The organism is Pseudomonas mendocina, assembly GCF_003008615.1.
Lineage (GTDB): Bacteria > Pseudomonadota > Gammaproteobacteria > Pseudomonadales > Pseudomonadaceae > Aquipseudomonas > Aquipseudomonas mendocina_C.
This window is the reverse complement of the sequence record NZ_CP027657.1, coordinates 5,422,070-5,445,437: the sequence shown is the minus strand read 5'-3', so window position 1 is coordinate 5,445,437 and position 23,368 is coordinate 5,422,070. Positions and strand designations below refer to the sequence as shown.

The following is a 23,368-nucleotide window of genomic DNA, read 5'->3' as shown; positions in this document are numbered from 1 at the left end:
TTCGATGATGCGAGTCTGGGCATATTGATGGGAAAGGGGCGGCGGAGAGGGTTGGAACGCAGCAGAATCGCCAGTGTCCTTTCTTCCCGGAGGGGCGAGGGGACTTATCGCGTTCCACCGCTTCTTGTGTGAACAGCATTGTGGCTGCTGAGGACTGGCAGTCGCTGATCCGCGAGCAACCTTTTCTCCGCTATAGCCGTTCTTCCTTCTGCGACTGCAGGTGGAGCGCTTTCTGCGCGATCACGCGCCGGTGCTGCAGGAGTGGATCGATGTCGACGGTATCCGGGCAATGCTGACGATGGTCGAGGGCGGCCTGACCTGCCAGCATTTTCATTTTTTCTTTGAAACTCCTAGCGGCTTTGCCTGCTTTTTTCGTGCCTGCGCCTGTTGCAGACTAGCGTCCATTTTCGCGTTATCCATTGATCAGGAGAGTGTCCATGAGCCCCGTTTCCTTCGCGCGTCAGCGTTACACCACCAAGGCTTACGATGCGAGCCGCCAGGTGGATCAGGCGATCATCGACGAGTTGCTGGAGTTGCTGCGCCTGTCGCCGTCTTCGGTCAATTCGCAGCCGTGGCACTTCGTCGTGGCGAGCACCGCCGAGGGCAAGGCACGTCTGGCCAAGGGTGCGCAGGGCGGTTTCGCCTACAACCAGCCGAAGATTCTCAACGCCTCGCATGTGATCCTGATCTGCGCCCGCCGCGACCTCGATGAGGCCTATCTGGCCGATGTGCTGCAACAGGAAGCCGACGATGGCCGCTTCCGCGATGACGCGGCGCGCAGCACCCAGCACAACACCCGCAGCAGCTACGTCGAATTGCACCGTGGCCTGGGCGATATCCCGCACTGGGCGGAGAAACAGGCCTATCTGGCGCTGGGGACCTTGCTCCTGGGCGCTGCGGCCAAAGGCGTGGACGCCACTCCGATGGAAGGCATCGACCGTGCGGCGCTGGATGAGGAGCTGGGTCTGGCTGCTCAGGGGCTGAGCAGCATGGTCGCAGTGGCGCTGGGCTATCACAGCGACAGCGATTTCAATGCCACGCTGCCGAAGTCGCGTCTGCCAGCCGAGCGCGTCTTCACTCACCTCTAGAACCTGTTCACAATCTAGCGAGCTAGAGCGATACAACACCGATGGCGGCCCCGCAAAAACAAGCGAGGAACGGTTGGAGTCGCATCCGACTTTACGAGTGGTAAATGAGCATTCCGAGCTTGTTTTTAACGCAGTAGCGCTGACGCGCAGCAGATCGTGAACAGGTTCTAAGCCTTTCGGTCGCGCCCCTCGTTTGCAGGGGCGCGACCGCTGCTTATTCCGGCAGCTTGGCGATCACCTTGATCTCGAAGTCGAAGCCGGACAGCCAGGTCACGCCGACCGCGGTCACGTTCGGATAGGGCGCCTCACCCCAATAGTCGGCCACCACCTCCCAGATGGTTTCGAACTGCGCGTGCGGGTCGACCATGAACACAGTGGTATCGACCACGTCATCGAAGCTGCAGCCCGCCGCCGCGAGGATTGCATTGAGGTTGGCGAAGGCCAGGCGTACCTGCTCCTTCAGATCGGGTTCGGGCGAGCCGTCCTTGCGGCTGCCAACCTGGCCGGATACGAACAGAAAACCGTTGGCGCGAACCGCAGGCGAGTAGCGGTGAAGCTCGTACAGGTCATGGCGGTCGGCCGGGAAAACCACATCACGTTTGTTGCTCATGGTTGACTCCATCGGGGGCCACAGCGGCCCGTTGTGAACGATGAAGCCACTTTAGAAACACCATCGGGCTGGATAAACGCGCAACTCTGGTCATGACTGTTTGTAGAATCCAAACAATCAACAGCCGAGAGAGACGTGTGATGGATCGTTTCGATGCGATGCAGGCCTTCGCCCGTGTGGTGGAAACTGGCAGTTTCACCAAGGCGGCTGCCACCCTGCACATGAGCAAGACCAGCGTGACCCAGCTCGTCCAACAACTGGAGGCGCGGCTGCGGGTGCGCCTGCTCAACCGCACCACGCGCAAGGTCAACGTCACCGCCGATGGTGCGGCCTACTACGAACGTGTGGTGCGCCTGCTGGCCGATGTCGACGACGCCGAAACCAGCCTTTCCAGTGCTTCCATGGCGCCGCGCGGGCGCTTGCGGGTGGACGTGCCCAGTCCCTTCGCACGCATGCTGCTGATCCCGGCGTTGCCGGCGTTCTACGTGCGCTATCCGGAGATCCAGCTGACCCTGGGCGTGAGCGACCGCATCGTCGACATCATCGGCGAGAATGTCGACTGCGTGGTGCGCGGCGGTGAGATCACCGATCAGTCGCTGATCGCGCGGCATGTCGGCGATCTACAACTCGGTATCTACGCCACGCCGGGCTACCTGCAACGTGCTGGCACGCCGATGCACCCACGTGAACTGGAGGACGTTGGCCATCACACCGTGGGTTTTCTCTGGTCACGCACCGGCAAGGCCTTGCCCTATGCGATGCGTCGTGGCGACGAACGCATCGAGGCCCATGGCCGCCCGCGGCTGATCGTCGATGATGGCAACGCCTACCTGGCCGCCGGCCTTGCGGGGCTCGGCATGCTCTGGTTGCCGCACTACATGGCCAAGCCGTATCTGGTAAGCGGCGAACTGGTACACCTGTTCGAGGACTGGCAGATGACGCCGATGCCGATGTACCTGGCGTTCCCGCCGAACCGGCACGTCAGCGCCAAACTGCGGGTATTCATCGACTGGGTAGTAGAACTGATGGCCGAGCATGCGCCGGTGCTGGGGCGGGATGCCGGCCCGCTCACGCCGGTTGGCTGATCAAGGCTGATCTGGCGTGTTCGCCTGTGCATCCTGCTGCAGCTTCAGCCACAGGCTCGGCCAATCGCGCGCCCAGCAGCAGGCGTGGTCATGTTCGGGCAGCAGGTAGACGCGCGAGGGTGTGCCGGGCGGGGAAGCATCATTGAAGGCGCTGGCCAGGGCGGCGGGCACGATGCGGTCGCGACCGCCGGCCAGGTGCTGCTGACGTGTGCCGGCCAAAGCCAGCCGCTGGTCTGCGGGACTGAGCGAGCGTTTCAGCGGTTGCAGGCGGTGATGCGTCGTCCAGGCCTGTGGATCGAGATTCCCCGCCACGGTGACGACACGCGCCACATCATCACGTCGCGCCGCCAGTAGCAGTGCAAGGGCGCCACCGCCTGAGTAACCCACTAGGATCAGTTGCCGCGCACCGACGCGAGCCTTCAACTGGTCAACGGCTTGAGCGAGGCTGTCCACCACCTCTGGCGCGAAGCGCGCGTCCGTCCAATAGTCCCGAGAGCAGGCCGGCTGAGTCGCGATGAACTGGCAGGGCCGGGCAAGGTAGGCCACCGCACCACTCGGTTGGGCCAGCGCCAGTTGCAAGGCGACAGGCGTCAGGGGCGTGGGGTCGGTCGAGGGACGGGTCGAGGTTAGCCAGGCGAACCCGTCGCCTTCCAGATAGATCACGAGAGTGTCGTCAGCCGCCGCCTTTGGCAGGTAGGCGCGCAGTTGAAACGGCGCCGCTTCGAGGTTTTGCGCCGCCCAACCACGCTCCGCTGCCAGCTTGTCAGCGGTGTGCGCACGCTGTTCGGGCGTTGGCAACGTGGCGCAACCCACCACCAGGGTGAGCAGCGCCGCGCTAGCCAGGCGGACGAGACGCATCACAAGGTGCCGTTAGAACATCCAGCGCAGTTGCACCGATGCGGTCTGGCTGAGGAAGCCTTCGCGGTGCAGGGCGTCGTAACGTCCAGTGATCTCGGTGCCGTTGGCGGTGGTGTAGATCAGGCCGGCACCGGCACGCTGTGACCAGGCCGACTGATTACTACCCTCGGTGACGAAGGCAGCATCCGGAGCGCCGGCGTAGGCCGCGATGATCGAGGCGTCACGGTTGTAGAAGTCGTAGCCGGCGCCGAGGTTGGCGGTGGCGGTGAGCTGCTCGGTGAGGTCGTGGGTCAGCAGGCCATCCAGGCCGAGGACCAGTGCATCGGTACTGCGTGAATTCACCTGCAGGTTGAGACCGCCGGCACCTTTCTCACGATAGGACTCGTCTTCGACCCAGGTGTAGTCGAGGTGAAGCGACGGTTTGAAGGTGGTGCGCTCGCTCAACTGGAAGCGTCGATCCACGCCGATGCCGGCATGGGCGGTCTTGCTGTCGTAGCTGGACTCGGCGTTCAGACCGACGAGATCGATCTGGCGCTTGCCATCGCTGCGCATCTTGCCTGTATCGAGTTGGAACAGCAGATCGCTGCTGGCGTCCAGGGCATGACGGCCGTAGAAGACGAGCTGATAGGTGTCGATGTCCGCACTCTGTTTCGGCCCGGCTGAGTTGCTCGAGACGTCGGTCTTGGCATAGGCGAGCGCCAGGCCCAGATCGGTATCGGGCGACACGCTGGCATCGGCGCCGATCACGAAGCCATGGGTCTCGGCGCTGTAGCCGACCACCCCATTGCGGTTGTCCTGGCGCGAGCGGGTAGTGAACGGTTTCATCCACAGATGACGGTCACCCAGGAAAGCATCGCCCGATGACAGGCCGCGTGTTGCGTCGACACGCGACTGGATCACCGAGTTGACGCTGCCCAGGGTGTTGTTGGCAAGGTTGATCGAGTTGCCGGTCAGCAGTGGCAGGGTTTGCTGCACCTTGCTGGTGACCTCGCCGGCATCCTCGCTGGCGACGATTTCCTGCAGCGCCTGGTTGAGTTCGGCGGAGCCGGTGCCATTGGCCAGCAGGTCGTCCCACACGGCGGCGGCCCCCAATGCGCCGGGCGCTTGCGGTGAGACGGCGCCACTGATGGTGCTCATGCCGGTATCGCGTACCACCAGATCCATGCCGTTGGCACGGAACAGCGTGGAGAAGGCATAGCGCAGGGAGTTGTCGGTCACGCGCAGGCCGTTGTCGGTAATGCCGCCGGTAGCGGTGATGACATCGGTCAGGTCGCCGCCTGTGTAGCTGGACTTGACGTCGACCTTGAGGGTGCCGCCCAGGTTTGCCGTACCGCCGACCGCCAGGGTGCTGTAACTGGCTACGTTGGCCGCTGCGATGTTCAACGAACCGCTGGCGCTCTGGGTGAAGTTGCCGCCGACGCTGCTGCTCACCACCGATCCGCCTGTGGCGTAATTGCTCAGGCTGGCGCCCTGTTTCAACACCAGGTCGCCGCTGTTGAGGAAATTGGCCAGGTTGCCCAGTTGCAGGTTGCCGATGGCCAGCCCGCCGGCGCTGTTTTCGACATCCACGGCTACGCCGTAACCCACCAGGAACGCCGTACTGGCTGAGACGAGCGTGCCGCTGTTGACGACCTCGCCCGAACTGGCTGAGTTGACCTGGATACCGGTGCCGCTGGTGTTCAGCGTACCCGTGTTGGTGACACTGACCATTCCGTTGTTGGATTCGGCGAGCAAGCCGGTAAGGGCGTTGATCCGCCCGGCGTTGAGCATGCTGATCGTGCCCTGGGCGCTGGCGCCCGCCATCCCAGCGTCCCACGCGGCGTTGATGACGCCGCTGGCGGTGTTGGTGGTGGTCACGTTGCCGATGCCATCGCTATAGGCACTGATGCCGTGAAAATCCGGGCTGACCTGGCTGAGGTTGAGGTTGCGGTTGGCGGTGATGCTGCCGCTGTTGGTGACCGTCACGTTGCCGTCGGTACCGGCAGCCACAACCGCATCGTAATGGTCGGCGACCACGGTGCCGCTGTTGCTGATCTGTGCGCCGCCATTGGAAGACCAGGCGATCAGCCCCTGGCGAGTGGTCGAACGGACGCTGCCACGGTTATCGATCACCGCTGTGCCGTTATAGTCGATCGCGCGTGCGCCGGCCTGATAAGCATGAACCGAGCCCAGGTTGGTGATGCTGACGCTGACCGGCGTCAGGCTGGCCGAGCCACCGTCGGCGTACAGGCCACGCCCGCCGGCTACGGTTACGCTGCCACGGTTGGTCAGCGAGACGGCGCCATTGTTGGAGGTGGCGGTGATGCCGTCGGAACTGGCGCCGAAGCTCGATATGCTGGCGGCGCTGTCCACCACGATGGTGTTGCTGGTGCTCGTGTCGTTGCTTTCCGAGCGTAGCCAGACCGCGCCGAACGGGCCTGCGGAGGTGATGCTAACCCCCGAGCCGATCTGCAGATTGGCATCCCAGCCGGGCTGACTGGAATACATGTACACCGCCGGATAATCACTGCGGTTCAGCACCGTGGTGCCGTCGATGGTCAGGTTCTGGGTGAACGGGCCACTGTCGTAGGGCGAACTCAACACAGCGACCGAATTTGCCGTGGTATCCGTCACGGTGAGCGACGAAGTACCCGTGCCCCCCACCATCTGGATGTCGGTGGTGCTGCATTGCGTCGTAGTGACATTGCCCGACGTGCTGCAGTTGGTTGCCGCCATTGCTGCGCCGGTGCTCAACAGGAGCGATGCCTGGGCGATCTGCAGGGAAAGACGACGGAGCGGAAAGTGGCGACGGCTAGGGTGCTGCATGATGCCTTCCATGTGATGTTGTTATGGACTGGAGTCAAAACGCCAGCAGATAGTGAAGAAGGCGACGCCTTTTGTCATCACCGTCCGCTCCAGCCTGGCCGTTGGCTTGCATCGCCGTGCCGAACTTGCACTCTACCGTTACGGAGTCTCTTGCAGCTGACTGGCCCATTTGTCGGCGAAACGATAGAGCGGCAGGAAGGTTTCCGCCAACTCGGTTCCCAGGGGGGTGAGCGCATATCCCTTGTCGCCTGACTCGATGAGGCCTGCGGCGCGCAGCTCGTTGATCCGGCTCTGCAGCACGGTCGGTGAGATATCGCCCGATGCGCTGCGCAACGCCCTGGAGTTGAGTGCGCCGTCACGCAGTTCCCAGAGGATGCGTAACGCCCACTTCTGTCCGAGCAGATCCAGCAGCGCCATGATCGGGCGGCGGCCGTTGAGAATCGATGAAGTCATGCTGCGTTCATCACTCCTGTTTATCGGTCTTGTTTGCTACTTAATCAGTAGCAATACTTTTGCTACATATTCGATAGCGGAGAATACAGCATGAGCCGAATCGCAGCACTGCACCCACCCTACGCCGAGGACATTCAGGCGTCTTTCGACCGGATCATGGGCCCAGGCGTGCCGCCTCTGGGGTTGTTCACCACCTTGGCGAGCAGCAAGCGGGCCTGGAGCAAGTTCACCGCTGGCGCTCTGCTCGATGGCAAGCTGCTGACGCTACGCCAGCGTGAACTGGTGATCGACCGATGCTGCGCGTTGACCGGCTGCGAGTACGAATGGGGCGTGCATGTGACGACTTTCGCCCAAGCGGCTGGCCTGAGCCGGGAGGAGGTGAGCGCCACGTTGGACAGGCCGCTGCGTGAGCATCTCTGGGCGCCCGAGGAGGCCGCGCTGCTGGCGAGCATCGATGCGCTGCATGAGCGCGCGACGCTGAGCGATGAAGAGTTCGCGCGAGTTCGCACGTATTTCGATGATGAGCAGATTCTGGAGATTCTGATGTTGGCAGGCTTCTACCGGACGGTTGCCTATCTCGCCAACGGGCTCGATCTACCCCTGGAGCGGAGCGCGGCGACATTCAGTGAATATCGCCGCATGGCTCAGGCCTGACGCTTGCCCCAGTTGAGCACGGCCAGCGTCAGCAGGCCGCCGACGATGCCCCAGAACGCCGAGCCGACGCCGAGCAGGGTCATGCCCGAGGCGGTGACCAGGAAGGTCACCAGCGCTGCCTCGCGCTCGTTCGGCTCGCTCATGGCCTGGGTCAGGCCGCCGATGATCGAGGCGAACAGCGCCAACGCCGCGATGGACAGGATCAAGGCGGCCGGCAGGGCGGCGAACAGCGCAGCCAGGGTAGCGCCGAAGATGCCGGCGATGCCGTAGAAGATCCCGCACCAGACCGCTGCGGTGTAGCGCTTGCGCGGGTCTTCGTGGGCTTCCGGGCTGGCGCAGATGGCGGCGCTGATGGCGGCCATGTGGATGCCGTGGCTGCCGAAGGGCGCCATCAGGATCGAGATCAAACCGGTGCTGGCGATCAGTGGCGAGGCCGGTACGTCGTAGCCATTGGCACGCAGCACCGCGATGCCCGGCAGGTTCTGCGAGGCCATGGCGACGATGAACAGCGGGATACCGATGCTGATGGCGGATGACAGCGAGAAGCTTGGCGTCGTCCACTCCGGCGTGGCCAGTTCGAGGCTGAAACCGGTGAAATCCAGCAGGCCCAGAATGCCTGCCGTCAGGCTGCCGGCGATCAGTGCGGCAAGCACCGAGTAGCGCGGCCACAGGCGTTTGCCGACCAGATAGGCGAGCAGCATGGCCAGCACCAGCCAGGGCTGCTGCTCAGCGGCGTTGCAGATTTCCAGGCCGATCTTGAACAGCACGCCGGCCAGCAGGGCGGCGGCGAGAGACGCCGGGATACGGCGCATCAGGCGGTCGAAGGTGCCGGTCAGGCCGATCAGCAGGATCAGCGCGGACGCCAGGATGTAAGCGCCGATGGCTTCGCCATAGGACACCTCGGGCAGGCTGGTGATCAGCAGCGCTGCACCCGGAGTCGACCAGGCGATCATCACCGGCGCCCGGTAACGCAGCGACAGCGCGATGCTGCCAATTGCCATACCGATCGACAGTGCCCAGATCCACGAGGAGATCTGCCCGCTGCTCAGCCCGGCCGCCTGACCAGCCTGGAACATCAGCACCAGCGAGCTGGTGTAGCCGGTGAGCATGGCGATGAAGCCAGCCACCACGGAGGAGGTGGAGCTGTCGGCCAGTGGGCGCAGGCGGGGTGAGGTTGCGTCTTGCATCAGAACAGTCCCGTGTCGACGAGGATGGGGTAGAGCGAAGCGACCAAGAGTAACGCCATACCGATGTTGAAGGCGCGCAGCGCACGCGGGTTGTTCAACCAGTTGCGCAGCAGGCTGCCAGCCACCGTCCATAGCCCAACGCTGGGGCAGTTGACCAGGGCGAACAGCGCGGCGATCAGCAGCACATTGGTGAAGAAACCCTCATGCGGGGTATAGGTGGTGATGGCGCCGATGGCCATGATCCAGGCCTTCGGGTTGACCCACTGGAACGCCGCAGCCTGGAGGAAAGTGAAGGGTTTGGCTGCCGCAGTGCCACTGCTCTCCGGTGCGCCGGACTGAGCGATCTTCCATGCCAGGTAAAGCAGATAAGCGGCACCGGCATAGCGCAACACGCTGTGCAGCAGCGGCACCTGCTCGAACAACTGGCCCAGGCCGAGGCCGACGGCGGCGACCAGCAGCATGAAGCCCAGGCTGATGCCGAGCATGTGTGGCAGGCTGCGACGCACGCCGAAGTTCACCCCGGAGGCCAGCAACATCATGTTGTTCGGCCCGGGTGTGATCGAGGTGACGAAGGCGAAGGCCACGAAGGCGAGCAGCAGGTCAGCGGTCATTTGCGAGACTCCATCGAGAGCGCATCAGACTATTGCGCCGCCCGTGCGCCGTCGCGGTACAGCCAACAGCGTGATGAGCCGTACAGTCTGGCCAAGGTGCGCTCAGCTGGTTAGCCTCAGCTTTTTTCTCGCAAGGACATGCCCATGCAACCGGACAATCCCTACAGCGCACCGCAGGTCGAGTTGCTCGAGCAACGCCCCGAACCTTCGCTGCCGGGCTGGAGTGTCCGGCAGTTACAGGTGCTCGGTTGGCTGGCGCTGGTATCGGTGCTGGCCAATGCGCTGGTGGTCGGGTTGGTGCTGGCCAGCAGCCTGCTGGAGACGACCGAGGCGCAGGTGCTGGTGCTCTACACCGAGTGGCTGAGCCTGGTGCTGGTACTGCTCGGTTGTTACCTGATGCTGCGCTTCAAGGCTTTCGCCGAGGCGCGTTTCGGCGCACGACGCCTGCAGGTGCCGATATGGTCGCTGGTGGTGGTGACGCTGGCGCTGGAGGTGGCCGATCTGCTGTTCGGCCAGGGCCTGTTCACCGGCCTCGACTGGCAGACCATCGGCTATGTGGGGCTGCTCTGCACGATGGGGGCGTGTACCTCCTGGCTGGGACTGCGCCTGTTGAAGATCGAGTATCCCTATCCGGCGCTGAAGGTCATGGCCTGGCTGGATATCGTCGGCGGCTTGATGCTGGCCAGCGTCCTGCTCATGTTGCTGGCCATCGTACCCTTGCTCGGTGCCGGCGTGACGCTGATGCTGGTGTTCTTCAAGGGCGCTGGCGAGTTACGCGAACCCGCCGCTTAGCCGGCGCGTTCGTTTGCTTCAGGGTTGCGCCTTGTGCGGCGCAGCAGCGGCCAGACGCCGAGCAGCGCCGGAATGCCCAGGCCGAGCCAGGACAGTGAATCCCACCAACCATCGCCGAGCAAGGCGGCGAACAGCCCGAGGGCGCTGAGCAGGCCGATCAGTGCCGGCAAGGCGAAAGTCGACTCGCGCCACTTCATTGCGTCACCTGCGCTGTCGGTTTGAGGCGTGGCGTCCGCCGCCGAACCCACCACAGGTACAGGCCGCTGAGCAGCACGATGATGGTCAGCACGTCGAGCACCGCCCAGAGAATCTGCATCGGCCTGCCGCCGTAGTCACCGAAGTGTAGCGGCTGCGACATCGACAGCGCGTCCATGTACCAGGGGCGTTCGGCGATGGCCGTGACTTCCAGGTGTTGCGCGTCGATCAGTACCGGTGTCCACAGATGGGCTGTGAGGTGCGTGCTGCCGATCATGAATACGGTGTAGTGGTGTTCGGTGGAAAAGCGTGTGCCGGGGAAGGCGATGAAATCCGCCTGCATGCCCGGCAAGGCCTCGCCGGCAATACGCAGCAGTTCGTCCGCCGGAGCGCGCTGCTGCAAGGGCGGCGCACCGCGGTAGGGCTCCATCAGCGCCCCCAGCGCTTCTTCGCGCCAGGCTTCGATAAGAATGTCCGCACAGGCGCTGATCACGCCGGTGATGCCGACCACCAGCGCCCAGGTCAGGGTGACGATGCCGATCAGGTTGTGCAGGTCGAGCCAGCGCGTGCGTGTCGAGCGTTCATGGCGCACCTCGGCGAATTTCAGGCGGCGCATGAACGGGGCGTAAAGCACCACGCCTGACACGATGGCCACGACGAACAGCAATCCCATGAAGGCCAGCAGCAACTTGCCGGGCAGGCCGGCGAACATGTCCACGTGCAGGCGCAGGATGAACATCAGTACGCCGCCGTTGGCGGCCGGCATGGCCACCGGTTCGCCGCTGCGTGCATCGAGCATGAAGGTGTGCGAGGAGTTGGGCTCGGTGCCGGCAGTTGCCGCGGTGATGGCGATGATGCCGTTGGGCTCGTCCTTCTCGAAACCCACGTACTGGATCACATCGCCTGGACGGTGGCGCTCGGCGGCGTCCACCAGTTGCTGCAGGCTCAGGTGGGGCGTGTCGGGCGGCAGTTCGCGCAGCTCGGGCGCTTCGCCGAGCAGGTGCTCGAGTTCGTGATGGAAGATCAATGGCAGGCCGGTGAGCGCCAGCATCAGCAGGAACAGGGTGCAGATCAGGCTGGACCAGGTGTGCAGCCATGACCAGCGGCGGATGGTTGTCGATCTCATGGTTTATCCGAGTGTCGGCGCGTGAAGCGGAAAAACACCGCGGCCGTGCAAGACGGTCGCAGTGTTTTCCAGGTGCATCGGTTGCCCGCGTGGGGGCTTACCACTTGTAGCCGAGGCTGGCGGTCACCCGACGTGGGTCGCCGGCGTAGCAGTAGAAACCGTCGCAGGTAGCCAGGTATTCCTTGTCGAACAGGTTCTCGGCGTTGAGTGCGATGCTTGCACCGCGCAGGCTGGCGTCGAGCTGGCCAAGGTCGTAGCGCACGGCGGCGTCGTAGACGGTGTAGGCGCTGCTGTGACCATCGGAGAGGTCTCTGATGTTACCTATCTGGCCGACGGCGACATTGTCGGTGGAACCGACGAAGCGCGCGCCGAAGCCAACGCCGAAGCCCGCCAGTGGGCCGACGCTGAAGTCATAGTTCGCCCAAAGCGAGGCTTGATGCTCAGGTGTCAGCGGCAGCGCGCGGTTCTTGTCACGTGGGTCGCCGACCTTGGTCATCTTGCTGTTGGTATAGGTGTAGGAGGCGGTCAGGCTCAGATTTTCAGTGACGTTACCCGTGGCTTCCAGTTCAAGGCCGCGTACCTGCACTTCACTCACGGGCTCGCTGGCACCCAGTGTGTTGGTCGAAATGATGTTTTGCCGCTTCAGGTCGTAGACCGCTGCGGTGAACAGCATATCGCTACCCGGCGGCTGGTATTTGATCCCCAACTCGTATTGCTTGCCGGTGCTGGGTTGGAAGGCTTCTCCAGTGCCGGCTACGGTGTCGGTCATCCCGCCTGCTTCAGCCTGGAAGGATTCGGCGTAAGAAATGTAGGGCGTGAAACCCGAATCGAAGACGTAGCTCAGCGCCGCGTTGCCACTGAATTGACTGTCGCGGCGGTGATCTTTCGCGTCATTGGCGTTGTAGAACACCGAGTCGGTGTTCAGACGATCCCAGCGGCCGCCCAGGGTCAGGCGCCAGGCGTCCAGCGAAAGCTGATCCTGAATGTACAGGCCCGTGTTACGGCGCTTCTGGTTGTAGTCCTGCAGGCGCCAATACGTCACGCCGCTGAAGTCCTGACCGTAGACCGGGTTGATGATGTTGCTGGAGGGAGCGCTGCCATACAGCCAGCGATAATCGGTATTCACGCGCTGGTAATCGAGGCCGAGCAACAGCGTGTGGCCGATCACGCCGGTGTTGAAGTCGGCCTGGAAGTTGTTGTCCACGGCGAAATGGCGGACGTTCTCGTCGTAAACGTTAGCACCGCGAGCAACGGTGCCATCAGGGCTTACCGCTTCATGTGGGCCATTGGGCCAATGCATGCCGCCAGCCGTGATGATCTGGTTGTCCAGTTCCAGCTTGCTGTAGCGCAGGTTCTGGCGGAACTGCCAGACGTCGTTGATGCGGTGCTCGAAGGCGTAGCCCAGGGCGTAGAAGGTCTTGTCGTAGAACTCCCAGTCCGGGTCGCCGAGGTTCTTGTTGTAGTCGACCTTGCCGGCCTGCGTGCTCAGTTTGGTGCCCTGTAGCGGCAGGAACTGGCTGGTGCCACCGGTATCGTCGCGGTTGAACTGGCTGAGGAAGGTCAGCTTGGTCTCGTCGCCGATGTTCCAGGTCAGGCTGGGCGCCAGGTTGAAGCGCTGGTCGTCAATGTGTTCGACCACCGTACCGCTGTCGCGCCCCATGCCGCTGATGCGGTAGAGGAAGCGACCGTCGTCGTCGATGCGACCGGTGCTGTCGAAGTTGATCTGCTTGTGGTTGTAGTTGCCGACCTGTACTTCGACTTCATGGCTGCTTTCATCCTGCGGACGCAGGCTCACCGCATCCACCAGGCCGCCGGGCGGCGTCTGGCCATATACCGAGGAGGCCGGGCCACGCAGGATGGCGACGCGTTCGAGGTTCCAGGTTTCCAGTTTGGGCATGGCATAGCTGCCCTTGGGCAGTGGCAGCCCGTCGAGCATCTGGATCGGTTCGAAACCGCGAATCTTCATCCAGTCGGCGCGACTGTCGCTGCCGTAGCTGCTGGCAATGACACCTGGCATGTAACGCACCGCATCATCGAGGTTCTGCACCTTGCGGTCGCGCAGCTGTTCACGGGTGGCTACCGAGATGGAGCGCGGGGTTTCCAGCAGCGGGGTATCGGTCTTGGTGCCGACCGCGACGCGGTTGGCCAGGTAACCGTTGGCCGGGCCCCAGGCGCTTTCGCTGGCCTGGCCCGTCGCCGTGACGGTCACATCGGGCAGTGCCATGGCTTCCTGGTCGGCCGGCGCCAGGCTGTAGGCGCCCGAGCCGCCGCCTTGCAGCTGCAGGCCAGTGCCGCGCAATGCCTGGTTGAGCGCGTCGATGGCGTCGAAGTCACCGTTGACCGGGGCCGAACGTTTGCCGGCGGTCAGCGCCGGATCGATGCTCAGGGTAATGCCCGCCTGGCTGGCGATCTGATTGAGGGTGCTGGACAGCGGGCCGGCCGGCAGCAGATAGGCGTCGGCCTGAGCCAGGCCGATATGGCCAGCCATGGCGACGGTCATGGCCAGCAGGGTGTGGCGGAACGGGGCAGGGCGGAAAGACATTGCGAACTTCTCCTAAGCGGGAATGCATCTCAATGTCCTGTTGCCGAAGCAGAATGAAAAAGTGACAGGGGGGCAGAAAAAATATTTCTGCCGCGCCATCCATGGGCTCCCCAGCTGTGGGCAAGGTCTGGATATTCGCCGACAACGCTTATTTTTCGGCCGGTACCACGCGTGTCCACCAGGGGCCAACCTGTTCGATACGCACCGGCAGGCTGGGCGGCAGGGCGGCCAGCGCCTTGTCCGTATCGTGCAGCGGGAAGCTGCCGCTGATGCGCAGTTCAGCCAGGCTCGGGTCGAGGCTGAGATAGCCGCTACGGTACTCGCCAATCTGCTCGATCAGTTGCGCCAATGGCAGTTCGTCCGCCACCAGCATGCCGCGGCTCCAGGCATCGGCGCCGATGGGAGCGGGCGTGCTGGCGCCCAGGTGCTGGCTGTCCATGCGTATCTGTTCGCCGCTGTGGACGATGCGTTCTTGCGCGCCGGATCGTGGCCGTGCGGCAACGGCAGACTGCAGCACGATCAGTTCGGTGACATCGCCTTCACTGCGTACCAGGAAGCGTGTGCCCAGCGCTTGCAGGCGTCCTTGCGCCGTTTCGACGACGAAGGGCCGCGTGTCGCCCTTGGCGGTCTGGATGAGGATTTCACCGCTGCGCAGCACCAGGCGTCGTTCCTGTCCATCGAACTCCACATCCAGCGCACTGCGGCTGTTGAGGCGGATCTGGCTGTGGTCAGCCAACAGCAGTTCGCGCTGCTCACCACCTGCGGTGTGGTAGTCGGCCAGGTAGTCACTCAGTGGTCGCTGCTGAGCCAGCAGTGCCAGGGTGATCCCCGCGGCCAGAACCACGCCCAGCGCACTGCCGCCCAGGCTGCGTAGACTGCGGCGGCGAGTGCTGGCGCTCTGTAGCAGGGCGCGGCGCGCCATGGGCGGCGCGGCAGCGCTCAGTTGCTGATCGATGCCGCCCAACTGGCGCCAGACCACCGCGTGCTCCGGATGGGCCGCCAGCCACTGGCTGAATTCATGGCGTTGCTGATCATTGGCGTCACCGGAATCCAGGCACAGTTGCCAGGCGATGGCTTCGTCGAGGGCGCGGGCTGATACCTGGCTCATCGTGGCTCGCCATACAGCGCGATATAGCACTGGCGCAGGCCCTGGGCCAGGTACTGGCGCACGCGCGACGGCGAAACGCCGAGGCGTTCGGCGATCTCGGCATGACCGAGGCCGTCCAGACGGCTATGCAAGAAGGCGGCGCGGGCCTTGTTCGACAGTTGGCCGAGCAGGCGGTCGATCTCGCTCAGTTGCTCCAATGCCAGCGCCTGTTCTTCCGGGCTGGGGTGCAGGGCCTCGGGGGCCAGGGCGAGTTCGTCGAGGTAGGCGCGTTCCAGCGCGCTGCGGCGGAACTGGTCGACCAGCAGGCCTTTGGCGATGGTGGTGAGCAGCGCCCTTGGTTCGCGTGGGGTTTGCAGGTCATCACGGCCAAGCAGGCGAACGAAGGTGTCCTGGCTCAGGTCTTCGGCACGTTGTGGGCAGTTGAGGCTTTTGCGCAGCCAGCCGAACAGCCAGTCGCGATGGTCGCGGTAGAGCAGACCGACCAGCTGCTGATTGCTGGAATCCTGAACCGACACGCGCACCTCGCGATAACCTAAGTTAAGGTGATAATTATTCGCATATGATTGCAGAGGTCATGTCCGGGTGCAATCACGCTGTGGCGTGGTATGACCGGCGGTGTTGGCAGCAGGAGCAAGAGGGCATGAGGTCTGTAGAGGCGAGCCCCGCCTGCCAAAGGGGCTCGTCCTGCATGGGCAATCTATCGGCGACTGCTACGCGCGTTCCTGGCGGCTGCGTGCCAGGGCGCGATTGACTTCCAGCCAGCCTTGCACAGCTTCTTCGTCCATTTCCCCGAACACCCGTTGCAGCAGGCGCGCCTGCTCACGGCGCAGGGCCTGTTCCAGCTTGGCACCTTCAGGCGTGAAGCCGAGCAGACGCTTGCGCTTGTCGTCTGGCGCGGCTTCGCTGAGCACCAGGTTCATTTCCATCAGTTGCCGCAATGGTGTGTTCAGCGCCTGTTTGCTTACGCCCAGATAGCGCAGCAGCTCGGTCATGTTCAGGCCCGGGTATTTGGCGATGAAGAACAGAATGCGGTGGTGCACGCGTGACAGGCCGCGCTTGGCCAGCATTTCGTCGGGCTTGGCGGTAAAGGCCTGATAGCCGAAGAAGAAGGCTTCCATGGCGGCCTGCTGAACGGCGCTGTTCTTTATGGCCTGCCATCCCTGGCGGCCACTTTGCGGGCCGTCGCTGTGCGACGTTAAAAATTTCTCGGGGAAATTTTTTAGGTCAGTCATATTGACGTATCCCTGTTCGGCATCGTAGTTTCGGTCAAGCAGTTTGACTTAAATCTACAGCCTTTGGCACCCCAGGAATACTCATGGCCTTCTCCGAACGCATCGCCCGCCTGAAAAGCTCCCTGATTCGTGAAATTCTCGCTGCGGCACAGCGTCCGGAGGTGATGTCCTTTGCCGGAGGCCTGCCGGCCGAACCCATGCTGCCGAAGGTGGACTGGGCCGAGATGCCGGCGAGCATGGGCCAGTACGGCATGAGTGAGGGCGAGCCGGCGCTGCGTGAGGCCATCGCCGCTGAAGCGCGCGCCCTGGGCGTACCTTGCGACGCCAGCCAGGTGCTGATCGTCAGCGGCTCGCAGCAGACGCTGGATCTGGCTTCCAAGCTGTTCATCGATCCGGGTACCGAAGTGCTGCTGGAGGCGCCGACCTACCTGGCCGCCCTGCAGGCCTTCCAGTTGTTCGGCGCCAATTGCATCAGTGTGCCGCAAGAGGCCGATGGCCCTGAGCTGGCTGCACTGCGCCAGCGCCTGGAAACCAGCAAGCCGGCCTTCGCCTACCTGATCCCGACGTTCCAGAATCCGTCCGGCACCCGCTACAGCGAGGCCAAGCGTGAAGCCGTCGCCGCGTTGCTGGACGAGTTCGGCGTGACCCTGATCGAAGACGAGCCGTACCGTGAGCTGGTATTCGATGCCGGTAGCGCCACGCCGATCGTCACCCGTTTGCAGAAGGCCAGCTGGATCTACACCGGCACGGTATCCAAGACCCTGCTGCCGGGCCTGCGTGTCGGCTACCTGATCGCCACCAAGGATCTCTACCCGCACCTGCTGCGCCTGAAGCAGTCGGCCGACCTGCACACCAACCGCATCGGTCAGTGGCAGGCGCTGCAATGGCTGGGCCGCGAGCAGTATCGCGGTCACCTGGCCGAGCTGCGTGACTTCTACCGCATCCGCCGCGACGCCATGCAGGTGGCTCTGGAAGAGCACTTTGGCGAGTTGGCCAACTGGGAAATCCCGCAGGGCGGACTGTTCTTCTGGCTGACGCTGAAGCAGCCGCTGGATACCCGTACGCTGCTGGATGCGGCGCTGGAACAGAACGTCGCGTTCATGCCGGGCGAGCCGTTCTTCATCGACCCGGACGCCAATCCAGGCTATCTGCGGCTGAACTTCAGCCACGTGGCGCCGGAGCGTCTGGGGGAAGGTCTGCGCCGGTTGGCGGCGGTTGTTCGTGAAGCGCAGGGCGTATCAGGGGTTTGAATTCTTAGGCGGCGAATGTGCCGCGAGCGTTAAGGAGGGCGGGGCAATGTTCAAGGTCTACGGCGATTACCGGTCGGGCAACTGCTACAAGGTCAAGCTGATGCTGCATCTGCTGGGCAAGGAGTACCAGTGGATTCCCATCGATATTCTCAAGGGCGAGACGCAGAGCGACGCCTTCCTGGCCAAGAACCCCAACGGCAAGATTCCGGTGCTGGAGCTGGAGGACGGCACTTGCCTGTGGGAGTCCAACGCCATCCTCAACTTCCTCGCCGAGGGCAGTGAATTCCTGCCGAGCGAACCGCGTCTGCGCACCCAGGTGCTGCAATGGCAGTTCTTCGAGCAATACAGCCATGAGCCCAATGTCGCCGTGGCGCGCTTCATCCAGCTCTATCTGGGCTTGCCGGAGGATCGGCGTGAAGAACACGGCGTTCGTCTGGTACGTGGCTACAAGGCGCTCAAGGTGATGGAGCAACAATTGCTGCGCACGCCGTACCTGGTGGGCGAGCAGTACTCCATCGCGGATATCGCTTTGTACGCTTACACCCATGTAGCCGAAGAGGGTGGTTTCAGTCTGGAAGCCTTCCCGGCCATTCTCGCCTGGATGGATCGGGTGGCCAGTCACTCACGTCATGTCACTATGCTGGGCTGATTGAAACCCTCACGCTTGATCGTTGGCGGGCTGCGCTCTTGAGGCGCAGCGCTGCCGCCACATCAGCGGGCTCAGTCCGGTTTCGCGGCGAAAGGTGCGGGTGAAGTGCGACTGATCGCAGAAACCGTGGGCATGAGCGATTTGTGTCAGCGGCTGGTCGCTGACCAGCATCATCTCCCTGGCGGCTTCGATACGCTTGCGGGCCACATAGGCCAGCGGCGTGATGCCGAAGGTCTGTTTGAACACATGGGAAAAATGGCTGCTGCTCAGGCTGAGCTGGGCGGCCAGGTCGCAGGTGCGAATCGAGGCGGCGAGGTTCTCGCTGATGTACTGATCCAGGCGTCGCGTCTGCCAGTGGGTCAGGCCGCTGTTTGCATGGCGCGCACCACAGTCACGACAGGCGTTCGCATGACGCAATAGCTCCATCGCCTGTTCGAGGTAGAAGTAGGCGCTGTGGGTGTCGTCTTGCAGCGCCATTTCGGCTTCCGCGAGCAAGGACGAGATTCGTCTCAGCACCTGCGGGTCGCGGCCAGCCTGGTGTGGGCAGGGCGCTACTGCGCGAAAATCACCGAACGAGCCCATATGGAAGCTTCCTTGTATGACTGGATGCCAAGCATGCGCGGCGCCTCGGGTCGCGCACAGCTCACAAGGAGGGGAAGCGCGGCAACACTAAAGTGGGGTGCCGATCTCCAGTACGCCGCGTTGCACGGCGATAGCCACGGCGTGGGTGCGGTTGTTGGCGCGCAGCTTGTCCATGATCAGGTGCATGTGACCTTTGACCGTGTCTTCGGTGATGCGCAGTTGCAGGGCGATGTCGCGATTGGAGTAACCCAGTGCGGCCGCCTGGAGAACCTCGACTTCACGCGGGCTGAGGCTTTGCTGGCCGATGTGCGCGGCCAGGTCGGCGGCGATCTCCGGCGGAATGTGGCGCTTGCCCGCGGCGAGGGTGCGGATCGTTTCCACCAGCTCCTTGCGCAGGCTGCTTTTCAGCAGATAGGCCTGCGCGCCTGCCTGAATGGCGTGCAGTGCGCGCACGTCGCCGCGATAGGTGGTGAGAATGGCAATGCGTGCATCCGGGCATTCGCCGCGAATCGCCAGGATGCTGTCGATACCGTTCATGCGCGGCATTTGCAGATCCATCAGGGTCACGTCCGGGCGCAATTGGCGAAAGCGCTCCAACGCCTCGCGACCATCGCTGGCTTCGCCGACCAGATCGATGTCCTCTTGCCCGGCGAGCACCGCGGCGATGCCTTCGCGCAGCAGGGGGTGATCATCCGCGACCAGTACGCGGATGGGGTTGGCGGCTGTCATGGCAGCGAGCTCCTGATCAATCGTTTCCAGTGTAGCCAGCGTCGTGCGCGCGGGTGCGGCTGACGGTAGGCCAATGGCCCGGCCAGGGCCACCTGCACCTGGCAGCCGTGGCCAGGTGCACTGTGAATATTCAAGGTGCCGCCGATCTTGGCGGCACGTTCGTACATGCCTTTCAGTCCCCAGTGGTCGACCGGTTCCGTGCCTTGCAGGTACTCGGCCAGCAGGCCGCGACCATCATCACTGACGGACAACGAGAACTGCCGAGGGTTGTAATCCAGGCGCACGCGTACGTGGCTTGCGTTGGCATGGCGGAAGGCATTGCTGACGGCTTCGCGGGTGAGCTGGCTGAGTTCGTCATGCACCACCGGATGCAGGGCGCAGGGTGTGCCGGCGATCTCGACCTGATAGTCGGTGTCAGCATGCTCGTGCAACTGATCGAGCTCGCGCAGCGTTTGCGGCAGGTCGCTCGATACCTCCTGCGCGTGACGCAGGTTGCGCACGCGTTCGCGCCCTTCGGCGATCACCTGGTCAGCACGATCCAGGGCATTTTCCAGCTTCATTCGCGCCGGTTGATCGGCCGGCAGGCTATCCGCTGCGGCCTGCACGTGCAGCACCAGGCCTTGCACGCCTTGCAGCAGGGTGTCGTGCAGTTCGCGTGCGATGCGTTCACGTTCATCGTGGCGTTCTTCCAGGCGCGTGCGCAGGCGCTCGGCGGCGCGCTGCATGTTGCTGCGGTAGAGCAGGTGCAGCACCAGCAGCACGCTCAGTGCCACGGCGAGTATGAACAGAGGATGGCGGTAGAACATCTGCTCGATGCTGAAGCTCAGCTCGGCATCCTGCTCGCTGGGCACGCCATCCTGATTGAGTGCGCGTACGCGAAAACGATAGGAGCCGGCTGGCAGGCCGGTGTAGGTCGCCTCGCGCTGGCGCCCGGCGGAGTGCCAGTCGCTGTCGAAACCATCGAGTCGGTAGAGAAAACGCAGCCCCTCGGGAGCCGACAGGCTCAGGGCGCTGTAACGAATGGCCAGGCGCTTGCTGTCGGCAGGCAGGGTCGTTGGCGCTTGCAGCGAGATGTCTGCACCGTCGGCGACCAGTGACTCGATGCTGACCTTGGGGGCTTTGCTGTTTTGCATCTGCCAGCCTGGCTTCAGTCCGGCCACGCCATTGCGGGTCACGAACCACAGGCGCCCCTGGGCGGTACGTACGGCCGTTGGCAGGGCAAGCACCTGCTGTGGGTCGTTGGCCAGGCCGCCCTGCAGGTCATAGGTGCGATAACGGATAGGATGCCGTGGGTCGTTCAGAGCCTTGGCGATCTCCTCGGCCGGCAATTGAAATACGCCGCCTTTGCCCTGTAGCCACAGGTCTTCGCCCTGTGCACTGGCCACGGGAATGATGGCGTAGAGGTTGTCGAACAGGCCGTTCTCGCTCAATGGCAGGCTCTGGAAACGCTTGCCGTCGAAGCGCGCCAGGCCTCGCTGTCCGCCGAACCAGCTGTGATCCGGCAGATGAGCCATCGCCGTCACATGACCGATGTCCAGGCCTTCGGCGCTCCCCCAGCGATGCTCGCCCTGATCGTCATGGCTGACGAGCAGGTTGTCGCGGTAACCGAACCAGCGCTGCCCGTCGGGTGCCAGCGCAGAGCTTACCGGCATCAGTTGCGTCGGGTTGGCGCTGGGAGGCGGTAGCCGCTGCCACTGGCCGTCACGCAGTACGTAGAGCCCCTGGCGGTTGAGTGACAGCCAGACTGCACCCTGGCGGTCGATCAGCAAGGTACGTACCGATGAATCCAGGTCGCGCTCGACAGGCAGGGCCGAGACCTTCTCCAGTCGCTCGCCGATGCTGCGCCAGATGCCCTCGGGGCCGGCCAGCCAGACCGAGCCATCCGGTGCCTTGCTGATCGCACTGATTGGCGTGTGCAGCGGCAGTTGATGCAGGCCGTCGTCGTTCAGGCGCATGACTGGCAGGTTGCTGCTGCCAGCCCAGAGGTTGCCCTGGTCATCGGCGCCCAATGCCAGGTTGTGCGCGTTTGCGGGAAAGCCGGCGGGAAGCAGGGAACGTTCGCGCAAACGATCCAGGCCGTTCTGCGTACCGATCCACAGGCTGCCGTCGCTGTCCTCGAGCAGTGGTCTGGCGAAGTCGGAGCTGAGCCCGTCGCGGGCGGTGAACCGCTCGCTGGTATCGAACCCGGCGCTGCCATGCTCGTTGGGCTTGGCCACATGCAGCAGGCCGCTACCCGCGGTGCTCAACCACAGGCAACCATGCAGATCGAACAGCATGGCGTTGGCTTCAGCGCCGATGGCGATGCGGCTTGCCTGCAGTGATGCCAGGCTAGTGTCGACTCGAAGCAGGCTTTCGCGATCGCGCTCGATCAGCCACAGCGCACCATCGGGAGCCTGCATCATCTGTCGGGTGCGGTTGCTGCGAATGCCGGTATCGTGCAGTGCTCGGGCGCCAGGCTGGAGAACGTAGAGGCGCTGTTCGTCGGCGACCCAGAGTCGGTCACTGCTATCGACCAGGACGCTGTAGGCATTGTTGCCGAGAAAACCCTCTGCGCTGCCCAGTCGTTGCCAGCCTTTACCGTCGTAGCGCAGCAGACCGTCGTTGGCAGCTGCCCAGACGCTACCGTCCGCCGTTTGCGCCAGGGCATAGATCACGCCGCTGCCCAGGTCGAAGCGGCTGGGTTGCTCCTTCTCCGACGCGATCAGGTAAACGCCGCCGTTGCGCAGGCCTACCCATAACCCGGCGTCGCTGGTCAGCAGGCTGGAGACGATCCCCAGTTCATGGCCGTCGGGTGTGCGGTAGCTGGTGAACTCGAAGCCGTCGAAGCGATACAGGGAGTCGTGCGTGCCCAGCCACATGTAGCCGTCGCGGGTTTCCGCCAAGGCGCCGATCTGGCTGGGGCTGTTGTCATTGAGCGTCCAGCGGCGATGTTCCAGTTGCTGCTCCAGCCCACTTCGGTCTGCCCGCGCGACGGCGCTGAACAGCACCAGGCAAAGCAAGGCCAGCACGACGCTGAGGCGGGTCTGTGAGGTGTACGGTCTAGAAGCATCCAACTTGATTCTGTGCCCATTCGATGCAGTAGTCGGCAACTCTTTCCCACCCGGGTTCGGCGATCAGCCAGTGGCTGTAGCCTGGAAACTGCTTGAAGCTGGTGACAGCGGCCGAGCGCCGATGATGGCGGTAGGTGGCGGCCACCGTGCTGGCGCGAACGATGCGCGCGCAGCCTCCGGCGATCAGCAGCAGCGGTGCGCGCTCGGCATTGGCAAAGTCGACACGCTTGCCAATGCCCAGTGCCGCCTCGAACAACACCCGGCCTGGCGCCGGGACGATGTGCTGCGCATAGGCATCGCTTTGCTCGGTAGGCGTCAGGGTTTGCGCCATATTGCGCGCGAAATACTGCGGTGTCATGTACAGCAGGTGACGCCAGCCTGCCCAGTGCAGCAGCCAGGGCCAGGCGCCGTACAAGCTGGCTAGGCTGGCCCGTGACGGCAATGGGTCGATGGCGATGCCGGCCTGGCCCAGGCCACGGTCGAGGAGCAATTGCACCAGCAGGCCGCCGAGGTCATGCCCGATCAGCAGTGGCGGCTGGCCCAGGTTGCGAATGTGCGCTTCGTAGTGATCGAGGATGGCGCTGATGCCCGGCTGCCGCCCGCCCTGGTCTGGCGGCCAGGGCGGTGCGCTGCAGCGATAACCGCAGGCGCTGAAACGGCGCTGGAACGACTCCCAGATTGCAGGCGTGAGCCAGATGCCGTGGATGAACAGTGCATGACGAGGCATATGCTATCTAGCCTGTCGCGCCCTGCGCTGTGCAG

23 protein-coding genes are annotated in these 23,368 nt (G+C 63.7%); 6 read left to right on the top strand and 17 right to left on the bottom strand.

The window, feature by feature from the left end:
- Window positions 1-190: 190 nt before the first annotated feature.
- Window positions 191-334: a hypothetical protein gene (locus C7A17_RS26860; protein ID WP_158704707.1), complete on the bottom strand. Its 144-nt coding sequence runs from the start codon at window positions 332-334 to the stop codon at window positions 191-193.
- A gap of 103 nt (window positions 335-437) precedes the next feature.
- Between C7A17_RS26860 and nfsB the strand changes: the two genes are divergently transcribed.
- Window positions 438-1,088 (top strand): oxygen-insensitive NAD(P)H nitroreductase, encoded by a 651-nt coding sequence (nfsB, locus tag C7A17_RS25260; RefSeq protein ID WP_106741998.1) that lies wholly within the window; start codon window positions 438-440, stop codon window positions 1,086-1,088.
- A gap of 214 nt (window positions 1,089-1,302) precedes the next feature.
- Here the strand turns inward: nfsB and C7A17_RS25255 are convergent, their stop codons facing one another.
- Entirely contained in the window at window positions 1,303-1,698 is a 396-nt protein-coding gene (locus C7A17_RS25255) for a RidA family protein (RefSeq protein WP_106741995.1), read from the bottom strand.
- Window positions 1,699-1,838: 140 nt separating this feature from the next.
- Between C7A17_RS25255 and C7A17_RS25250 the strand changes: the two genes are divergently transcribed.
- Entirely contained in the window at window positions 1,839-2,783 is a 945-nt protein-coding gene (locus C7A17_RS25250) for a LysR family transcriptional regulator (RefSeq protein WP_106741993.1), read from the top strand.
- Here the strand turns inward: C7A17_RS25250 and C7A17_RS25245 are convergent, their stop codons facing one another.
- From C7A17_RS25245 to C7A17_RS25235, 3 genes are all read right to left on the bottom strand, one after another.
- Window positions 2,784-3,641, bottom strand: a complete 858-nt coding sequence (locus C7A17_RS25245) for an alpha/beta fold hydrolase (RefSeq protein ID WP_106741990.1) — start codon at window positions 3,639-3,641, stop codon at window positions 2,784-2,786. It lies immediately after the preceding gene.
- Window positions 3,642-3,653: 12 nt separating this feature from the next.
- A complete protein-coding gene (locus tag C7A17_RS25240; RefSeq protein WP_106741988.1) occupies window positions 3,654-6,446 on the bottom strand; it encodes an autotransporter outer membrane beta-barrel domain-containing protein in 2,793 nt (930 codons plus the stop codon).
- A 138-nt stretch (window positions 6,447-6,584) separates the two neighbouring features.
- A complete protein-coding gene (locus tag C7A17_RS25235) occupies window positions 6,585-6,899 on the bottom strand; it encodes a winged helix-turn-helix transcriptional regulator (protein WP_234035856.1) in 315 nt (104 codons plus the stop codon).
- Between the two features lie 90 nt (window positions 6,900-6,989).
- Between C7A17_RS25235 and C7A17_RS25230 the strand changes: the two genes are divergently transcribed.
- The gene (locus C7A17_RS25230; protein WP_106741985.1) at window positions 6,990-7,553 is read left to right on the top strand and encodes a carboxymuconolactone decarboxylase family protein; all 564 of its coding nucleotides are present in this window, start codon (window positions 6,990-6,992) and stop codon (window positions 7,551-7,553) included.
- Here the strand turns inward: C7A17_RS25230 and C7A17_RS25225 are convergent.
- On the bottom strand, window positions 7,544-8,740 hold the full coding sequence (locus tag C7A17_RS25225; protein ID WP_106741983.1) for a benzoate/H(+) symporter BenE family transporter: 1,197 nt from the start codon (window positions 8,738-8,740) through the stop codon (window positions 7,544-7,546). The genes C7A17_RS25230 and C7A17_RS25225 overlap by 10 nt on opposite strands.
- The gene (locus C7A17_RS25220) at window positions 8,740-9,351 is read right to left on the bottom strand and encodes a LysE family translocator (protein ID WP_106741981.1); all 612 of its coding nucleotides are present in this window, start codon (window positions 9,349-9,351) and stop codon (window positions 8,740-8,742) included. Before C7A17_RS25220 ends, C7A17_RS25225 begins: the two co-directional genes overlap by 1 nt.
- 144 nt (window positions 9,352-9,495) lie before the next feature.
- Here C7A17_RS25220 and C7A17_RS25215 point away from each other — a divergent pair, with 144 nt between their 5' ends.
- Window positions 9,496-10,143: a hypothetical protein gene (locus C7A17_RS25215; RefSeq protein ID WP_106741978.1), complete on the top strand. Its 648-nt coding sequence runs from the start codon at window positions 9,496-9,498 to the stop codon at window positions 10,141-10,143.
- On the opposite strand, the gene C7A17_RS25210 is transcribed toward C7A17_RS25215, so the two are convergent.
- The 6 genes from C7A17_RS25210 to C7A17_RS25185 form a co-directional block, all read right to left on the bottom strand.
- Entirely contained in the window at window positions 10,140-10,340 is a 201-nt protein-coding gene (locus C7A17_RS25210) for a hypothetical protein (RefSeq protein WP_106741975.1), read from the bottom strand. The genes C7A17_RS25215 and C7A17_RS25210 overlap by 4 nt on opposite strands.
- Window positions 10,337-11,464: a PepSY-associated TM helix domain-containing protein gene (locus C7A17_RS25205; RefSeq protein ID WP_106741972.1), complete on the bottom strand. Its 1,128-nt coding sequence runs from the start codon at window positions 11,462-11,464 to the stop codon at window positions 10,337-10,339. Before C7A17_RS25205 ends, C7A17_RS25210 begins: the two co-directional genes overlap by 4 nt.
- 97 nt (window positions 11,465-11,561) lie before the next feature.
- A complete protein-coding gene (locus tag C7A17_RS25200) occupies window positions 11,562-14,006 on the bottom strand; it encodes a TonB-dependent siderophore receptor (protein ID WP_106741969.1) in 2,445 nt (814 codons plus the stop codon).
- 148 nt (window positions 14,007-14,154) lie between these two features.
- Window positions 14,155-15,114: a FecR domain-containing protein gene (locus C7A17_RS25195; protein ID WP_106741966.1), complete on the bottom strand. Its 960-nt coding sequence runs from the start codon at window positions 15,112-15,114 to the stop codon at window positions 14,155-14,157.
- Window positions 15,111-15,635 carry an RNA polymerase sigma factor gene (locus tag C7A17_RS25190; RefSeq protein WP_394337056.1) on the bottom strand — a complete coding sequence of 175 codons (525 nt, stop codon included), beginning with the start codon at window positions 15,633-15,635 and terminating at the stop codon, window positions 15,111-15,113. The genes C7A17_RS25195 and C7A17_RS25190 overlap by 4 nt, the downstream gene beginning before the upstream one ends.
- A gap of 189 nt (window positions 15,636-15,824) precedes the next feature.
- Window positions 15,825-16,346: a MarR family winged helix-turn-helix transcriptional regulator gene (locus C7A17_RS25185; RefSeq protein ID WP_106741961.1), complete on the bottom strand. Its 522-nt coding sequence runs from the start codon at window positions 16,344-16,346 to the stop codon at window positions 15,825-15,827.
- An 83-nt stretch (window positions 16,347-16,429) separates the two neighbouring features.
- Between C7A17_RS25185 and C7A17_RS25180 the strand changes: the two genes are divergently transcribed.
- Both C7A17_RS25180 and C7A17_RS25175 read left to right on the top strand, forming a co-directional pair.
- Complete coding sequence (locus C7A17_RS25180) at window positions 16,430-17,596, top strand: aminotransferase-like domain-containing protein (RefSeq protein ID WP_106741959.1); 1,167 nt, start codon at window positions 16,430-16,432, stop codon at window positions 17,594-17,596.
- 46 nt (window positions 17,597-17,642) lie between these two features.
- Window positions 17,643-18,245: a glutathione S-transferase family protein gene (locus tag C7A17_RS25175; protein WP_106741956.1), complete on the top strand. Its 603-nt coding sequence runs from the start codon at window positions 17,643-17,645 to the stop codon at window positions 18,243-18,245.
- A gap of 9 nt (window positions 18,246-18,254) precedes the next feature.
- Here C7A17_RS25175 and C7A17_RS25170 read toward each other — a convergent pair whose 3' ends face one another.
- The 4 genes from C7A17_RS25170 to C7A17_RS25155 form a co-directional block, all read right to left on the bottom strand.
- Complete coding sequence (locus C7A17_RS25170; protein WP_199796374.1) at window positions 18,255-18,722, bottom strand: helix-turn-helix domain-containing protein; 468 nt, start codon at window positions 18,720-18,722, stop codon at window positions 18,255-18,257.
- Between the two features lie 192 nt (window positions 18,723-18,914).
- On the bottom strand, window positions 18,915-19,556 hold the full coding sequence (locus C7A17_RS25165) for a response regulator (protein ID WP_106741952.1): 642 nt from the start codon (window positions 19,554-19,556) through the stop codon (window positions 18,915-18,917).
- The gene (locus C7A17_RS25160; RefSeq protein WP_106741950.1) at window positions 19,553-22,609 is read right to left on the bottom strand and encodes a sensor histidine kinase; all 3,057 of its coding nucleotides are present in this window, start codon (window positions 22,607-22,609) and stop codon (window positions 19,553-19,555) included. Before C7A17_RS25160 ends, C7A17_RS25165 begins: the two co-directional genes overlap by 4 nt.
- Window positions 22,596-23,333, bottom strand: coding sequence for an alpha/beta fold hydrolase (locus tag C7A17_RS25155; RefSeq protein ID WP_106741948.1), 738 nt, complete (start codon window positions 23,331-23,333; stop codon window positions 22,596-22,598). Before C7A17_RS25155 ends, C7A17_RS25160 begins: the two co-directional genes overlap by 14 nt.
- Window positions 23,334-23,368: the final 35 nt, after the last annotated feature.

Excerpts from the sequence above, each read along its gene's own strand:
- C7A17_RS26860 (WP_158704707.1), bottom strand. The coding sequence starts at position 334 with ATGAAAATGCTGGCAGGTCAGGCCGCCCTCGACCATCGTCAGCATTGC.
- nfsB (WP_106741998.1), top strand. The coding sequence starts at position 438 with ATGAGCCCCGTTTCCTTCGCGCGTCAGCGTTACACCACCAAGGCTTAC.
- C7A17_RS25255 (WP_106741995.1), bottom strand. The coding sequence starts at position 1,698 with ATGAGCAACAAACGTGATGTGGTTTTCCCGGCCGACCGCCATGACCTG.
- C7A17_RS25250 (WP_106741993.1), top strand. The coding sequence starts at position 1,839 with ATGGATCGTTTCGATGCGATGCAGGCCTTCGCCCGTGTGGTGGAAACT.
- C7A17_RS25245 (WP_106741990.1), bottom strand. The coding sequence starts at position 3,641 with ATGCGTCTCGTCCGCCTGGCTAGCGCGGCGCTGCTCACCCTGGTGGTG.
- C7A17_RS25240 (WP_106741988.1), bottom strand. The coding sequence starts at position 6,446 with ATGCAGCACCCTAGCCGTCGCCACTTTCCGCTCCGTCGTCTTTCCCTG.
- C7A17_RS25235 (WP_234035856.1), bottom strand. The coding sequence starts at position 6,899 with ATGACTTCATCGATTCTCAACGGCCGCCGCCCGATCATGGCGCTGCTG.
- C7A17_RS25230 (WP_106741985.1), top strand. The coding sequence starts at position 6,990 with ATGAGCCGAATCGCAGCACTGCACCCACCCTACGCCGAGGACATTCAG.
- C7A17_RS25225 (WP_106741983.1), bottom strand. The coding sequence starts at position 8,740 with ATGCAAGACGCAACCTCACCCCGCCTGCGCCCACTGGCCGACAGCTCC.
- C7A17_RS25220 (WP_106741981.1), bottom strand. The coding sequence starts at position 9,351 with ATGACCGCTGACCTGCTGCTCGCCTTCGTGGCCTTCGCCTTCGTCACC.
- C7A17_RS25215 (WP_106741978.1), top strand. The coding sequence starts at position 9,496 with ATGCAACCGGACAATCCCTACAGCGCACCGCAGGTCGAGTTGCTCGAG.
- C7A17_RS25210 (WP_106741975.1), bottom strand. The coding sequence starts at position 10,340 with ATGAAGTGGCGCGAGTCGACTTTCGCCTTGCCGGCACTGATCGGCCTG.
- C7A17_RS25205 (WP_106741972.1), bottom strand. The coding sequence starts at position 11,464 with ATGAGATCGACAACCATCCGCCGCTGGTCATGGCTGCACACCTGGTCC.
- C7A17_RS25200 (WP_106741969.1), bottom strand. The coding sequence starts at position 14,006 with ATGTCTTTCCGCCCTGCCCCGTTCCGCCACACCCTGCTGGCCATGACC.
- C7A17_RS25195 (WP_106741966.1), bottom strand. The coding sequence starts at position 15,114 with ATGAGCCAGGTATCAGCCCGCGCCCTCGACGAAGCCATCGCCTGGCAA.
- C7A17_RS25185 (WP_106741961.1), bottom strand. The coding sequence starts at position 16,346 with ATGACTGACCTAAAAAATTTCCCCGAGAAATTTTTAACGTCGCACAGC.
- C7A17_RS25180 (WP_106741959.1), top strand. The coding sequence starts at position 16,430 with ATGGCCTTCTCCGAACGCATCGCCCGCCTGAAAAGCTCCCTGATTCGT.
- C7A17_RS25175 (WP_106741956.1), top strand. The coding sequence starts at position 17,643 with ATGTTCAAGGTCTACGGCGATTACCGGTCGGGCAACTGCTACAAGGTC.
- C7A17_RS25170 (WP_199796374.1), bottom strand. The coding sequence starts at position 18,722 with ATGGCGCTGCAAGACGACACCCACAGCGCCTACTTCTACCTCGAACAG.
- C7A17_RS25165 (WP_106741952.1), bottom strand. The coding sequence starts at position 19,556 with ATGACAGCCGCCAACCCCATCCGCGTACTGGTCGCGGATGATCACCCC.
- C7A17_RS25155 (WP_106741948.1), bottom strand. The coding sequence starts at position 23,333 with ATGCCTCGTCATGCACTGTTCATCCACGGCATCTGGCTCACGCCTGCA.